At 41.5% G+C, this 15,161-nt stretch carries 11 protein-coding genes; 6 read left to right on the forward strand and 5 right to left on the reverse strand.

Annotation, left to right across the window (positions count from 1 at the left end):
* Positions 1-51 precede the first annotated feature (51 nt).
* The 3 genes from LGZ98_RS04845 (at position 52) to LGZ98_RS04855 (ending at position 4,263) form a co-directional block, all read left to right on the forward strand.
* Positions 52-1,167 carry a YcbX family protein gene (locus LGZ98_RS04845; protein ID WP_113043238.1) on the forward strand — a complete coding sequence of 372 codons (1,116 nt, stop codon included), beginning with the start codon at positions 52-54 and terminating at the stop codon, positions 1,165-1,167.
* Between the two features lie 275 nt (positions 1,168-1,442).
* Positions 1,443-2,741 carry a glycosyltransferase gene (locus LGZ98_RS04850; RefSeq protein ID WP_228899377.1) on the forward strand — a complete coding sequence of 433 codons (1,299 nt, stop codon included), beginning with the start codon at positions 1,443-1,445 and terminating at the stop codon, positions 2,739-2,741.
* Between the two features lie 226 nt (positions 2,742-2,967).
* Positions 2,968-4,263: a glycosyltransferase gene (locus LGZ98_RS04855; RefSeq protein ID WP_113043236.1), complete on the forward strand. Its 1,296-nt coding sequence runs from the start codon at positions 2,968-2,970 to the stop codon at positions 4,261-4,263.
* Between the two features lie 472 nt (positions 4,264-4,735).
* Here the strand turns inward: LGZ98_RS04855 and LGZ98_RS04860 are convergent, their stop codons facing one another.
* The 5 genes from LGZ98_RS04860 to pepN form a co-directional block, all read right to left on the reverse strand.
* A complete protein-coding gene (locus LGZ98_RS04860) occupies positions 4,736-5,281 on the reverse strand; it encodes a cell division protein ZapC (protein ID WP_113043235.1) in 546 nt (181 codons plus the stop codon).
* Complete coding sequence (locus LGZ98_RS04865; protein WP_262405170.1) at positions 5,271-5,393, reverse strand: hypothetical protein; 123 nt, start codon at positions 5,391-5,393, stop codon at positions 5,271-5,273. The genes LGZ98_RS04860 and LGZ98_RS04865 overlap by 11 nt, the downstream gene beginning before the upstream one ends.
* A gap of 204 nt (positions 5,394-5,597) precedes the next feature.
* Positions 5,598-6,608: a quinone-dependent dihydroorotate dehydrogenase gene (gene pyrD / locus LGZ98_RS04870; protein WP_113043234.1), complete on the reverse strand. Its 1,011-nt coding sequence runs from the start codon at positions 6,606-6,608 to the stop codon at positions 5,598-5,600.
* Between the two features lie 367 nt (positions 6,609-6,975).
* A complete protein-coding gene (locus tag LGZ98_RS04875; protein WP_046396460.1) occupies positions 6,976-7,245 on the reverse strand; it encodes a CCDC90 family protein in 270 nt (89 codons plus the stop codon).
* 214 nt (positions 7,246-7,459) lie between these two features.
* Positions 7,460-10,072 (reverse strand): aminopeptidase N, encoded by a 2,613-nt coding sequence (gene pepN, locus LGZ98_RS04880; RefSeq protein ID WP_262977785.1) that lies wholly within the window; start codon positions 10,070-10,072, stop codon positions 7,460-7,462.
* A gap of 346 nt (positions 10,073-10,418) precedes the next feature.
* Between pepN and pncB the strand changes: the two genes are divergently transcribed.
* The 3 genes from pncB (at position 10,419) to LGZ98_RS04895 (ending at position 14,721) form a co-directional block, all read left to right on the forward strand.
* A complete protein-coding gene (gene pncB, locus LGZ98_RS04885) occupies positions 10,419-11,633 on the forward strand; it encodes a nicotinate phosphoribosyltransferase (protein ID WP_113043232.1) in 1,215 nt (404 codons plus the stop codon).
* A gap of 204 nt (positions 11,634-11,837) precedes the next feature.
* Positions 11,838-13,238, forward strand: coding sequence for an asparagine--tRNA ligase (gene asnS, locus LGZ98_RS04890; protein WP_113043231.1), 1,401 nt, complete (start codon positions 11,838-11,840; stop codon positions 13,236-13,238).
* Positions 13,239-13,575: 337 nt separating this feature from the next.
* Positions 13,576-14,721 carry a porin gene (locus LGZ98_RS04895; RefSeq protein WP_113043230.1) on the forward strand — a complete coding sequence of 382 codons (1,146 nt, stop codon included), beginning with the start codon at positions 13,576-13,578 and terminating at the stop codon, positions 14,719-14,721.
* The last annotated feature ends 440 nt before the right edge of the window (positions 14,722-15,161 follow it).

Consider the following 15,161-nt stretch of genomic DNA (forward strand, 5'->3'; position numbering starts at 1 on the left):
TGACATGTCATAAAGTTGCGCATGTAAAAAATGTTTCATGGAGATTAACAGATGATCACTCTGTCTCGCCTGTATACCCACCCGGTAAAGTCTATGCGTGGTTTACAACTTTCCCATGCATTAGTCAGTGAAAGCGGCCTTATATTTGATCGCAATTTTATGATCACAATGACAGACGGGACTTTTATTACCGCCCGTAAATATCCTCAGATGTTGTTATTTACTCCGGCTATGTTAAATAACGGTATTTATCTGCGTGCGCCCAATGGAGAAAATGCCACCGTACTTTACAGTGATTTCCTACCTGAACAGCAACCTACGGAAGTATGGGGCAACCATTTTACGGCTCTCATTGCACCAGAAACCGTTAACCGATGGCTAAGTAGTTTCTTTGACATTCCGGTGCAATTACGCTGGTTAAGCCATGAATTAACCCGCAGAGTAAAAAAACACCCCGAAATTCCATTATCATTTGCGGATGGTTATCCATTTCTTCTTATTAATGAAGCCTCATTTCATTTATTACAACAACGTTGCCCGGCCAGTATTAAATTAGAACAATTTCGTCCAAATATTGTTATTACCGGTGCAGAAGCATTTGCAGAAGACAGTTGGCAATCAATTCAGATTGGCGATGTTATTTTTGATTTACCCAAACCGTGTAGTCGCTGTATTCTGACCACCGTCAGCATTGATAAAGGCATTAAAAATCCTAACGGAGAGCCATTAGCGACATTGCAATCATTCCGTACAGCAGAAAATGGTGATGTCGATTTTGGTCAGAATCTCATTGCCCGTTCAAGTGGTATTATTAGAATCGGAGATAATGTCACTATATTAGCTAAAAAAGATCCGCGTAAATATGGCAGTAGTGAAAAAGTCGAAGATATTGATTTACCAAAAATAAATGAGCAATCTGTCACTATTGAATATAATGGAAAAACCTTTACAGGTAATAATCAACAAATCATTTTAGAACAACTGGAACAACAAAAAATTAGAGTACCCTATTCATGTCGGGCAGGAATATGTGGATGCTGTAAACTTTCTTTAATTAAGGGTGAGGTTTCTCCTTTAAAAGCCACGGCGATTAAAAACGACGGCCATATTTTAGTTTGCTGTTGTGTTCCAAAGAGCAACCTTATTCTTAATAATAGCGAAGAATAGATTTTTAAATTAGAATCAGACTAACGTGCCATAAGTTGGCACGTTGAACTCCAATTCCTCTCCCCTTCCTTCCCATTTTGGCGCTAACACCGCTTAAAAGGGAGAAGAAATCAATAAATTTTATAAATCAATCACAATGGTGATTATTATAACGAATTTATTATTACAATAATGAATTAATTATTACCATAATGAATTTATAACTACTGTCATAAAATGATTACACTCTAATCAGGAACTTAAGTCACTCAGACAAAACACCAAAGGAGTAAGTCATGGCACGTATCATCATTGCAGCGCTCGCAACCCCTGGACATGTCTATCCAATGTTAAAGATCGCTCAATCACTAATAGCACAAGGACATCAGGTAACCGTGTTTACCGGTGCATTATTTCGCCAACAGGTAGAAGCTTTAAGCGCACAATTTGTTCCTTTTGATCAACAGGTAGATTTTGACTACCGCCATTTAGAACAGCATTTTCCCGACCGTGCTCAACTTCCTCCGGGAAATGTACAAATGGCACTAGCATTCAAGAATTTCTTCTCCACCCCAATCCCAGTTCTTGACCGCCAATTACGGCAAATTATCCGTGAACAACAAGCAGATCTACTTATAGCCGAGAACTGCTTTTATGGCATATTACCCCTGCTGCAAGAAGAAAAAACCCATCGTCTTCCAGTGATAGTCATTGGTATAACACCTCTGGCTTACTCTTCGAAAGATTCAATTTTCTGGGGGCCACGTATCCCACCTGCGGTATTACCACCAGAATTGACACATGAACAGCTCGTCGATAAAGCCAACCAACAACTCATAGCCGAAGTGCAGGATAGTTTCAATAATTCATTAGTCCAGTCAGGAGGCTCTGCATTAACCAGACTTTTCAACGATGAAGTCATCTTTGGTGCTGATCGCTTTTTGCAACTCTCAACTCTGGCATTTGAATATCCACGAGAAGGATTGCCTGATACAGTCCATTTTATTGGGCCACTTCCTAACCCTGCACCAACCACAACATCACCTCAATTATGGGAAGAAGATGATCCACGTCCATTAGTTATAGTTACTCAGGGTACTATTTCCAATACCGATTTAAATCAGTTGATTCTCCCCACATTGCGTGCACTGACTACATTACCGGTACGTATATTGGCAACCACCGGTGGCAGATCGGTAGAAACACTGAGTAAAGATCTACCTGAAAACGTGCGCGTCGAAGAATTTATTTCATTTGAGCACTGGCTGCCGAAAGCTTCATTGCTGATATCCAACGGGGGCTACGGAACCATCAATTATGCTCTCAGCCACGGAACACCATTACTTATTGCCGATGCAGGAGAAGGCAAGCAGGAAGCAGCGTTTCGTGTTGTATGGGCTGGATGCGGTACTAATCTGGATACAGCACATCCCACTGAATCTCAACTTAAGCAAACAGTGGAAAATATGCTGAGTACAGACTTGTTTAAACAACGTGCGCAAATTGTCCAAAAAGATTACGCAAAACATGATGCATTAGCAGCCATATCCCGTCACGTAGAACAATTAATTCTCGAACAAAACCACATTAATTAAACCCTAGATACCTTCTTCTTTCCTCTCCGTTTTGGTGCTAACACAGACCGACAGGGAGAGGAAATCGGCATATTTCATTACATCATAAAAAATAAATCAAAGTGATTATTGTAATAATTAATTATTATTTCTGTAATTAATTTATAATAGTAGTCATAAAATAATCACCCCCTGAGTCAGGAGCTAACTAGCGTAATTAAATCAAAACAGTACAAAGGAGCAAATTATGGCACGAATTGTCATTGCCGCGGTTGCAACACCCGGGCATGTCTATCCGATGTTAAAGGTAACTCAATCACTGATAACACAAGGACACCAAGTAACTGTCTTCACTGGCGCATTATTTCGCCAACAAGTAGAAGCTTTAAACGCACAATTTATCCCTTTTGATGAGCAGATAGACTTTGATTACCGCCACTTAAAGCAACGTTTTCCTGACCGAGCGCACCTGCCGCCAGGAAATCTGCAAATGGCACTAGCGTTTAAAGATTTCTTCTGTAGCCCAATCCCATTCCTCGACCGCCAACTACAACAAATCATCCATGAGCAGCAAGCAGAATTACTGATAGCCGAGAATTGCTTTTATGGCATATTGCCACTACTGCAAAAAGAAAAAGCTCATCGCCTTCCCGTGATCATAATTGGCATAACGCCTCTGGCTTACTCTTCGAAAGATTCAATTTTCTGGGGGCCACGTATCCCACCCGCATTATTACCATCAGAATTGACACATGAACAACTCGTAGATGAGGAAACCCGACAACTAATAACCGAAGTACAGGATAGCTTCAACGATGCGTTAGCGCAGTCAGGATGCGCTACGTTAACTAGATTTTTCAACGATGAAGTCATTTTGGGCTCTGACCGCTTTTTGCAACTTTCAACCCTGGCATTTGAATACCCACGAGAAGGATTACCTAATACAGTCCATTTTATTGGCCCACTCCCCAACCCCGCACCGATAACAGAATCACCTCAATTATGGGAAGAAGGTGATCCACGCCCATTGGTTATAGTCACTCAAGGTACTATGTCTAATACCGATCTAAACCAGTTAGTTTTCCCCACATTGCGTGCACTGGCTACATTACCTGTGCGTGTATTAGCAACTACCGGTGGTAGATCAGTAGAAATACAGCCAGAGAACATCCCCGACAACGCACGTATCGAAGAATTTATCTCATTTGAGCACTGGCTACCAAAAGCTTCATTGCTAATATCCAACGGGGGTTACGGAACCATTAATTATGCCCTTAACCACGGTACACCAGTGCTCATTGCCGATACAGGAGAAGGCAAACAGGAAACAGCGTTTCGCGTCGTATGGGCTGGATGCGGTATTAATCTGGATACAGCACAACCTACTGAATCTCAGCTTAAGCAAACAGTGGAAAATATGCTACGTACAAACTTGTTTAAACAACGCGCACAAATCGTCCAAGACGATTACTCCAGTCACGACGCATTAGCGGCAATATCCCATCACGCAGAACAATTAATCTTCGAAAATCGTGCTAATTAACTTCATTATCTCTCCTCCCCATCTCGGAACTAATGTTATCCAGAGGGGAGGAAATTATAAAAGCGCTTCTTATCTATTTTTCATGCCTGCTTCAAATGAGTGAGCTGTAGCTATTACATATATACCCGTCATCTTTCAAGTTGCCTCTTTGTTGGCTGCACTCGCTCACCCCGGTCACATAGTTATCTATGCTCCCGGGGATTCACTCCCTTGCCGTCGCGATGCATCTTGAAATCCATAGGGTATAATAGGCAAATTTCTGTGATAATAGCCAACAGGAGATTTTAGAACACAAGAAAAGAGTGACTTACTCATAATCAGATGGGAAGATGTGAATGCGATAAAATTTCCTCAAATGATAAAGAACAATTTTCTTAATTAAAAACAGTGATTATCTTCTGACTTGTCGCTCTATTTTCAAAAAGTGTCTTTACTCTTGGAAATCACAGAACAATGGGATCTTAAACCCAAATCAAATCGCAGTGCCATAAATTGGCGTATAAATAGGTTCCACAAATGGCATCAATCGATCATTCATAATCTTAATTGGATCACAAAAATTCATTACCCGATCGGATAACTTTAATTGCGATTGAGCTAGCAGACAAAGGCTCGCACTATCCCCGACCTCTACTACTAAGAATATAGCATCTGTCCCGCAATCCTGGAGCCGTACCTGAATCAGCTCTCCTTGTACCGGCTTCTCTATCATGGCAAAACGAGAAAAATACCAGCTTCTTGGCATTTGTGGCTTAATAAAGCGGAACGCCACTAACGCATTAAGAACTAATTCAGCCCTGGACTCATCTGAAATATTAATTCGGCGTGTCTGCTCTTCAAAACAATAATAAAGCGTCGCATCTTCTACAGAAAATGAAGTTTCTCCCATTGCATAGGGTATCAGCATCTTAGCAGGAAAACAGGAACGAAAAACCATACCATTAGACAGATCGAGCATCACACGGTCATGGTCAGCATCAAAATACCAGCGCCATTGGTCATCGGGTTTAATATTCATGAATTATCCTTTTATACCCGTTATCTTTCAAGTTGCCTCTTTGTTGGCTGCACTCACTCACCCCGGTCACATAGTTACCTATGCTCCCGGGGATTCGCTCCCTTGTCGTCACGATGCACCTTGAAATCCATAGGGTATATACCAGGAAAGTTTACATCGCCAAACAGATTGTAAATAACTTGCCCGCTATTCAGTAAAATAAGTCCTGCCATAATTAAAAGATATGCGAAGATACAGATAAAATTTAGGCGATCAGAATGAATATAGACGAGTTGGGGGTAAAAATAAACCCCCAATGATAAATTAACAGAAAGATCTAGATATGATTGACGATATCTTTGATTAATTTTGGACCATAATAGATAAATCCAGAGAAAATCTGTATTAAAGAAGCCCCCGCCGCTATTTTTTCTCTGGCAGAGATAAGTGAATCTATTCCACCAACACCGATAACAGGAATTTTACCTCTTAATTCTTGAGAGAGCTGACGAATAACTTCTGTACTACGTAACTGAACCGGCCGACCACTTAACCCACCAGCTTGTTGGCAATAGTTAAGCCCTTCAACTAAGCTCTTATCTAACGTTGTATTAGTGGCAATAGCACCATCGATATTATGACGAATTAAACTATCTGCAATTTGAATCAACTCTTCTTCAGAAAGATCCGGTGCGATTTTCACCGCAACAGGGACATATTTTTGGTATTTTTGCTGAAGTTCACCCTGTTTATTTTTAATCGCAGATAATAGATCATCCAACGCTTCGCCATATTGCAGTGTTCTTAAGCCCGGAGTGTTGGGCGAAGAGATATTAATTGTGATATAACCAGCGTGAGGATAAACTTTATCCATACAGATTAAATAATCATCTTTTCCATGCTCTACTGGTGTATCTTTATTTTTGCCAATATTGATCCCAATAACTCCACCATATTTTGCCTTTTTGACATTCTCTACCAGGTTATCAACACCAAGATTATTGAAGCCCATACGGTTAATTAACCCTTCTGCTTCAACGATACGGAATAATCTCGGCTTATCATTTCCTGCCTGAGCGCGTGGGGTTACGGTGCCAATTTCAATAAAACCAAATCCCATTGCACCAAATGCATCAATACAATCGCCATCTTTATCAAGGCCCGCGGCCAGACCGAGGGGATTTTTAAATGACAGGCCCATACAAGTAACAGGCTTCGTCGCAACTGACTGGCGGATCAGAAACTCGAAAGGAGTACCGGTAATACGCTTGAGCTGGCGGAAGGTTAATTCGTGTGCTCGTTCCGGATCAAGCTGGAACAACGCTTTCCTGACTAGTGGGTAGCACATAATTCTAAACCCATTAATTAATTTATAAACATTAAACTACACATGTCTCTATACACACTCAGATACCATTTGAAGATTTTTGAGCTAAAAAACACTCATTTTTAATCCCCAAAAATATTTCGGCAAGTAGAGTAACCGAATGACATGGGCTGAATCTACAGAAATATGCTAATTAGAAGCAAATCTCTCCCAGATGTTGCGCGTGAGAGTCGGGAAAATGCATTGGTATAACAAGAATACACTAGTGACGACAATCGTTGACGTCTTTGCTCAAGATACTTTGCTTCCCTCGAACAACTCAAAGGAGAGCAAACCAATGGATGTTCTTTAATATCTTGAGCAATTTTCATACTATAAGTATCAAGCATCAACCAATAAAAATGTATTTCAATGCCGCAATAACAACAGCAATACCAACTGCTAATGTCAGTTTCTTAATCCAATCTAAATCTGTTTTTATAGTACCAATATCGGTTTTAATGCTCTCAGTAGCAACTGTTAGATCTGCTTTGGTGACAACGCTTATGTTTTGCAGTTCTGTAATAACTTCAACGATTTTTTCAGACTGCTCATCGTTAAAACCAGACGCTTTGAGTGCCTTAACTGCTGTATGTGTATCCATTGTAAGTAAAGCCATTCTTTTATCCTCTAAAGTTACTGGTTGACCACCCTTAAATTAACGATAATACCATAGAGACATAAAAATTAACCACATATCAGTTTTACCATAAGATACTGACCACTGCATTTTACTTCCAACCCAATGCTTGCAAGAAGAAATTTATTATCCAGAAGATAAATTGGAAAAAATATCGGGCTAAATAACCATAAGCCCGATAAATAAATAGCTATCAGCTTTCTAATGCCTTGGTAATTTTTTCAAACAGATCACCAGACAGATTTTCCAATCCTTTTAACTGCTCCAACGCACTACGCATCATGTTTTGACGTTTTTCATCATAACGTTTCAGACGAATCAGCGGTTCAATTAAACGGGAAGCAACCTGTGGGTTACGGCTGTTAAGATCAGTCAAAATTTCCATCAAGAATTGATAACCACTGCCATCTTCAGCATGGAATGCAACCGGATTGTTAACAAATGTCCCAATCAGAGCACGCACCCGGTTTGGGTTACTCATACTAAATGAACGATGATTCAGAAGATGGCGTACATTAGCCAAAACATCTACCACCGGGCTACTTGCCTGTAAGCTGAACCATTTATCCATCACCAGGCCGTCCTGATACCATCTACCATCAAATTCCGCCATGAGTTGATCACAGCAAGGCAACTCTGCCAGCACCGCGCTAGATAATGCCGCCAGTGCATCAGTCATATTGTCAGATTGATGATATTGATTTGATACCACTTTATCAGCCTGCTCTTGATGACCAAAAGCCAAATAATATAGACAGATATTACGCAGAGAGCGCTTAGCAATATCCTGATGAGCGACGCGATATGCACCGATCTTGATAGCGTTATAAACCACCGCAAATTCATCAGCCATTTCCTGAGCCAAAGTACGGGTGATGGTATCCAAAACTTCATGAATCGCTTTAGGATCAATAATCGTAAACAGTTCTGCTATCTCACTCTCTGATGGTAAAGCCAGAATATGAGCAGCCAGAGCCGGATCAATCTCTTTATCCAATAACACCGCGCGGAAAGCATCCACCACATGCATTGGCAGTTCGATCGGCTGCTTCTGCTGGTAACGGATAATATTCAGTTTGATATAGTTTGCCATCAACGACTGAGCCGCATCCCAACGTGAAAACGCATTGCGAGCATGTTTCATCAAGAATGCCAATTGCTGATCACTGAATGTGTAATCCAGTTTCACTGGTGCTGAGAATTCCCGCAATAAAGAGGGAACCGGCAGTGATGGCACATCATCAAATACAAACGTCTGTTCTGCATTAGTCACATTCAATACATTGTGAACCGGTTGACCATCATAACGTAACGGAATCACATGACCCTTGCTGTCATAAAGCTCAATATCCAGGGGAATATGCAGAGGCTGCTTCTCTTTTTGATCGGCGGTAGTGGGTGTCATCTGGCTGACATGCAACTTATATTGCTGCTTTTCTGTATTATATTCATCGCGGACTGTTAATACTGGTGTACCAGACTGGCTATACCAGCGACGGAAAAGTGACAAATCCACATTTGATGCATCTTCCATTGCCTGAACAAAATCATCACATGTTGCAGCACTACCATCATGACGATGGATATAAAGCTGCATCCCTGCCTGGAATTGCTCTTCACCTAGCAGGGTATGAATCATACGAATAACTTCCGCGCCCTTCTCATACACAGTCAGGGTATAGAAATTATTCATCTCAATCACTTTATCCGGGCGAATTGGATGGGCCATTGGACTGGCATCTTCCGCAAACTGTGCCGAACGCATAACACGCACATTATTAATACGATTAACAGAACGAAAGCCAAGATCAGAGCTAAATTCCTGATCACGGAATACCGTCAATCCCTCTTTTAAACTCAGTTGGAACCAATCGCGACAAGTAATGCGATTCCCGGTCCAGTTATGGAAATATTCGTGGCCGATCACAGCTTCTATATTAAGGTAATCTTTATCAGTCGCAGTTTCAGATTTTGCCAGCACATATTTGGAGTTAAAGACATTCAGCCCTTTATTCTCCATAGCGCCCATATTAAAGAAATCCACCGCAACAATCATATAAATATCGAGGTCATACTCAAGGCCAAAACGGGTTTCATCCCACTTCATAGCATTTTTCAGGGAGATCATTGCCCAATCAGCCCGATCGAGATTGCCACGATCAACAAACAGCTCCAATGCAACTTCACGGCCACTACGCGTCGTAAAAATATCGCGCAACACATCAAAATCACCTGCGACCAGAGCAAACAGATAACATGGTTTTGGGAATGGATCTTGCCATTTCACCCAATGACGTCCATCATCGGTTTCTCCCCGCTCAACCCGGTTACCGTTTGAAAGCAGATACGGATACTTGGCTTTATCGGCTGTGATACGTGTTGTAAAACGAGCCAATACATCAGGCCGATCGAGATAATAAGTAATGTGGCGAAACCCTTCTGCTTCACACTGAGTACAAAGTGCATCACCAGAAACATACAAGCCTTCCAGCGCCGTATTTTTCGATGGATGGATCTCATTGACAATTTTCAAAGTGAACTGAGCCGGCAACTGCTCAATGACTAACGCCCCCTCCTGTTCACGGTAATGCGCCCACGGTTGACCATTCACATGAAGACTTTTCAATATCAAATCTTCACCATCCAACACTAATGGCGTTATTTCGTGACTCAAACGTTTTATCTGGCTGATTGCAGTGATTTCCGTGTTATCGGCATCAAGATTAAAATCGAGTTCAATATCAGAAATCGTATAGTCGGGAGCGCGATAATCCCGGCGGTACTTAGCTTGTCGCTGTTGTGTCATAAGAAACCTTTTTGTTTCATACCTGATGGAATTAATTCAATACTAGACCTTACGCTGCCATAGAAAGAGGTTGAATTTCAAGAGTGAACAACGCACCTTCTGGCATTTAACATTCATTAAGAACGAGTATGATGTTATGTAAGGAATATGTTTACTCTTTGGTGCTTGTTATCACTTAATGATCAAATAACATGATAGCATTTAACCAAAGACCCTTTTTAGCTTCGATATTTTGGTGAACTATATGACGTTATGTGACTTCAATAACAAAATAATCCCGGTATACTCTTCCAACTTTATCGATTTAGCTAATACGAATACGCTCCGTGAGGATGCATAACGCGCTATGACACTAGACGCTACCCCAATTATTAAATCACTGCTTGATACTGATGCTTATAAACTTCATATGCAACAAGCAGTGTACCACCGCTACAGCCACATTCCTGTTGTTGCGGAGTTTCGCTGCCGCGGCGATGAACTGCTAGGTGAATATGCCACAGAATTACGTCATCAAGTTAATATGATGGCTGATCTGGCATTAACCGATGCTGAATTTAATTACCTTTCCAGTCTGCCTTTTTTCAAGGCTGATTATCTGGGCTGGTTAAAAACCTTTCGTTTTAATCCACAGCAAGTCAATATTTCTGTTACAAATGGCGGTCAATTAGCTATCCATATTTCAGGATTATGGCATGAAGTGATTATGTGGGAAGTCCCATTACTGGCGTTAATCAGTGAATTAATTCATCGTCATCACTTACCCGATAACGCAGTGGAAAATGCAGTCAACCAGCTACGCAAATTGATCAAACTGTTCTATCAACATGCTGAAAATAAAGGAATCGATCTCTCCAGTTTTAAACTGATGGATTTCGGTACACGCCGTCGTTTCTCACACCATGTTCAACACGCTATCGTCAGTGAGCTGCAACAGCATTTCCCTTATCTGATTGGCACTAGCAATTACCAACTTGCACAACAGCTTGGACTCCCTCCTGTTGGAACACAAGCGCATGAGTGGTTTCAAGCTCATCAGCAAATCAGCCCGGATCTGGCTAGCAGTCAACGAGAAGCATTACAGAGTTGGCTGAAAGAATATCCTAACCAATTAGGTATTGCCTTGACTGACTGCATTACAATGGACGCGTTTCTGCGGGACTTTGATGCCCAGTTTGCCAAAAATTATCAAGGCTTACGCCATGATTCGGGTGATCCCGTTCAATGGGGTGAAAAAGCGATCGCTCACTACCAAAAACTGGGTATCGACCCAATGACGAAGACCCTCGTGTTCTCTGACAGCCTGGACTTCCAAAAAGCGCTAGCGCTCTATCGTCATTTCCACAACAGAATAAACCTGATTTTCGGTATCGGTACACAGCTTACCTGCAATATCCCAGGGGTTAAGCCACTGAATATCGTCATCAAACTTATCGAGTGTAATGGCAAACCAGTCGCAAAGCTTTCAGACAGCCCTGGCAAAACCATTTGCGAAGATAACGAGTTTGTTAACAGGCTACGCGCCGCTTTTGATATACCCCAGGTTAAACAAGCTTGTTAACTCAAGTTTCATTAAAAAATACCACTGTGCTGCTGGCAAATAAGGCAGCAGCACATCTGAAAAGTGCGCTTTCCCCTCTATTTCACCGTTTAAATTGATGATTTCCCCTTGTTTCCTGAAACAGGGCAAGTAACATAGAATAAGTTGCCCCTTGTGGGGATATTCATTTTCATAAACTTGAACTGATAAAGAAGAGAGAAATCTATGAGCGTAGCGCCTGTAGTCGACGTACTGCAAGGCCGGGTTGCGGTTGATAGTGAAGTCACCGTTCGCGGCTGGATACGTACAAGGAGAGATTCTAAAGCTGGCATCTCTTTCCTCGCCGTCTATGACGGTTCCTGCTTTAATCCATTACAGGCCGTCGTTAATAATAATTTGCCCAATTATCAGGATGAAGTTCTGCATTTAACTACCGGTTGTTCTGTCGAAGTGACAGGAACAGTCGTTGCTTCCCTTGGTCAAGGGCAGAATTTTGAACTGCAAGCGACGAAAATCGTCGTGATCGGTATGGTTGAAGATCCTGATACCTATCCCATGGCCGCTAAACGCCACAGCATTGAATACCTGCGCGAAGTGGCTCACCTGCGTCCACGTACCAACCTGATTGGTGCCGTTGCTCGTATGCGCCATACCCTTGCTCAAGCGCTACACCGTTTCTTCCATGAAAATGGTTACTTCTGGGTTTCCACCCCATTGATAACAGCTGCTGATACAGAAGGTGCTGGCGAAATGTTCCGCGTTTCTACGCTGGATCTACAAAATCTGCCTTTAACTGACAAAGGTGAAGTGGATTTCAACCAAGATTTTTTCGGCCGCGAAGCTTTTCTGACCGTATCCGGACAATTGAACGGTGAGGCATACGCTTGTGCATTAAGCAAAGTTTACACATTCGGCCCGACTTTTCGTGCTGAAAACTCTAATACCAGCCGCCATCTGGCAGAATTCTGGATGCTTGAACCAGAAATCGCCTTCGCTAACCTCAATGATGCCGCCACATTAGCTGAAAATATGCTGAAATATGTTTTCAAAGCCGCATTGGCAGAGCGTGCTGATGATCTGCAATTCTTCGCTGAACGCGTAGATAAAGATGTTATCACCCGCCTGGAAAAATTTATCAATTCTGACTTTGCTCAGATTGATTACACCAGTGCCATTGAAATTCTGCAAAACTGCGGCCAGAAATTTGAAAATCCAGTCTTCTGGGGAGTTGACCTTTCTTCGGAACATGAACGTTATCTGGCAGAGAAACATTTCCAAGCTCCGGTTGTCGTGAAAAACTATCCAAAAGATATTAAAGCCTTCTATATGCGAATGAACGACGACGGTAAAACTGTCGCGGCAATGGACGTACTTGCACCAGGCATTGGCGAAATTATCGGTGGCTCACAGCGTGAAGAGCGTCTGGATATGCTGGATAAGCGTATGGAAGAGATGGGGCTTAATAAAGAAGATTACTGGTGGTACCGTGATCTGCGTCGTTATGGCACCGTACCTCACGCCGGGTTCGGGCTGGGCTTTGAACGCCTGGTTGCTTACGTGACTGGTGTACCAAATGTACGTGATGTCATCCCATTCCCACGCACACCAAGAAGCGCAAACTTCTAATGATTGCGTAAAACAAACATTAAAAAATCATTATGTATAAAGCCAGCAAAAGCTGGCTTTTTTTATGCTTCCAATTCAAGACACGATCAAAAATCCTATTTCATTTACATTTTGCAATATATTATTTTCACTTTATTACAAAAATCGTCACTTTGTATCAATTAAATGATAGATAAAATCCACAGCTAATGAAAAACTGTGCCCCGACTCGGACAGCACGATATTTTCATAAATAATTTCAACGAGTTTCTTAAAGGAATTATTTCTGTCAGTAACAGATGTCCGAATAACGCCAATGATGGTCATTAACAATAGTAATTAAATGAAGGTAACAATAATGAAGGGTAGTATCTTTTCCGTGGTCATCCCAGTGATGTTGACTGCTGGTGTAGCAAATGCCGCTGAAATTTATAACAAAAACGGTAATAAACTGGATTTTTATGGCAAAGTTGATGTACGTCATCAATTCGCTAAAATTACCCAAAAATCAGATACATATCCTATATATAGTGAAGATGGTGATGCAAGCTATGTTCGTCTGGGTTTCAGAGGTGAAACCCAAATCAATAACCAACTGACCGGTTATGGTCGTTGGGAATACAATATTCAGGCCAACAAAGCTGAGGCAAATGATTCCGAAGGTAATCAAACCCGTCTAGGTTTCGCGGGTCTAAAATTGGCTAAATATGGTTCTCTAGACTATGGTCGTAATTACGGTGTTCTCTATGACGTCAATGCCTGGACTGATGTACTGCCAGTATTCGGCGCTGATTCCATGTCGCAAGCTGACACCTACATGACTAATCGTGCTACCGGTGTCTTGACTTATCGCAATACGGATTTCTTTGGCCTGGTTGATGGTCTGAACTTCGCCCTGCAATACCAAGGTAAGAACGACGAAGACAGCAAAAACAGCCGCAATTCACACAGTAAATACGGTAGTCGTAGTAAGCCCAACGGTGGTAGTAACGGTGACGGTTTCGGCCTCTCCGTTACTTATGATATCGGTAATGGTATCAGCGTAGGAGGAGCCTACTCCAATTCTGACCGCCCTATTACACATGAAAGACTCGTTACCTCTGTCGCTCGTGGTGAAAGGGCTGAGGCGTGGAACGTTGGGGCCAAATATGATGCAAACAACCTATATCTGGCTGCCATGTATGGCGAAACTCACAATATGACCTCTTTCGGCTACCAAGATATTGTCTCTGCAAAAACTCGTAATATCGAATTAACTGCCCAATATCAGTTGGATTCTGGTCTGCGCCCATCTCTGGCATATGTTCAATCCAGGGGAACAACTTTTTTCACTCATCAAGACTGGGTAAAATATCTCTCTATTGGCTCTTATTATAACTTTAACAAAAATTTGTCTGCCTATGTTGATTACAAAATCAACTTAGTCCATGACACCCCCTTCACCAAATATCTCGATGTCAATACGAATAACGCTGTGGGTATAGGTTTGGTATATCAATTCTAACAATCTGAAATGAATTAGGTAGATTAATAGAAAATCCAATTAACATGTGTATGGTGCTCACTTAAAGTGAGCACTACTTCTTCCAAGAAGAATCATTATCAGGTATCTGTTAAAAAATGATATGCAACACATCGACAAGCATATCAGTAAGTTACATATAAGAAATATGATTGATGAAATAAACACCACATTTTACTCTTTTTATTAAGATCAACAGGTAATTTTCTTCCGCCACTAACTTCGAGTCATTTTTCACTTTTTTGATCAACTGGACCAACCAGAGATTAAAAAATAATCTCTCATTTACATTTTGAAACACTTTATTTCACATTTTTACTAAATTTTCTTTTTTATAGCATTTTGTGAGTGGATAAAAATAACAACCAATGAAACACTTGACAGCGAAACAGACGACACTAAACTCTCACAAATAGTTCCGT

The organism is Photorhabdus kayaii, from assembly GCF_025384895.1.
GTDB lineage: Bacteria > Pseudomonadota > Gammaproteobacteria > Enterobacterales > Enterobacteriaceae > Photorhabdus > Photorhabdus kayaii.

What these genes read in the sequence shown, in the direction of transcription:
- LGZ98_RS04845 (WP_113043238.1), top strand. Translation starts at nt 52, where the DNA reads ATGATCACTCTGTCTCGCCTGTATACCCACCCGGTAAAGTCTATGCGT.
- LGZ98_RS04850 (WP_228899377.1), top strand. Translation starts at nt 1,443, where the DNA reads ATGGCACGTATCATCATTGCAGCGCTCGCAACCCCTGGACATGTCTAT.
- LGZ98_RS04855 (WP_113043236.1), top strand. Translation starts at nt 2,968, where the DNA reads ATGGCACGAATTGTCATTGCCGCGGTTGCAACACCCGGGCATGTCTAT.
- LGZ98_RS04860 (WP_113043235.1), bottom strand. Translation starts at nt 5,281, where the DNA reads ATGAATATTAAACCCGATGACCAATGGCGCTGGTATTTTGATGCTGAC.
- pyrD (WP_113043234.1), bottom strand. Translation starts at nt 6,608, where the DNA reads ATGTGCTACCCACTAGTCAGGAAAGCGTTGTTCCAGCTTGATCCGGAA.
- LGZ98_RS04875 (WP_046396460.1), bottom strand. Translation starts at nt 7,245, where the DNA reads ATGGCTTTACTTACAATGGATACACATACAGCAGTTAAGGCACTCAAA.
- pepN (WP_262977785.1), bottom strand. Translation starts at nt 10,072, where the DNA reads ATGACACAACAGCGACAAGCTAAGTACCGCCGGGATTATCGCGCTCCC.
- pncB (WP_113043232.1), top strand. Translation starts at nt 10,419, where the DNA reads ATGACACTAGACGCTACCCCAATTATTAAATCACTGCTTGATACTGAT.
- asnS (WP_113043231.1), top strand. Translation starts at nt 11,838, where the DNA reads ATGAGCGTAGCGCCTGTAGTCGACGTACTGCAAGGCCGGGTTGCGGTT.
- LGZ98_RS04895 (WP_113043230.1), top strand. Translation starts at nt 13,576, where the DNA reads ATGAAGGGTAGTATCTTTTCCGTGGTCATCCCAGTGATGTTGACTGCT.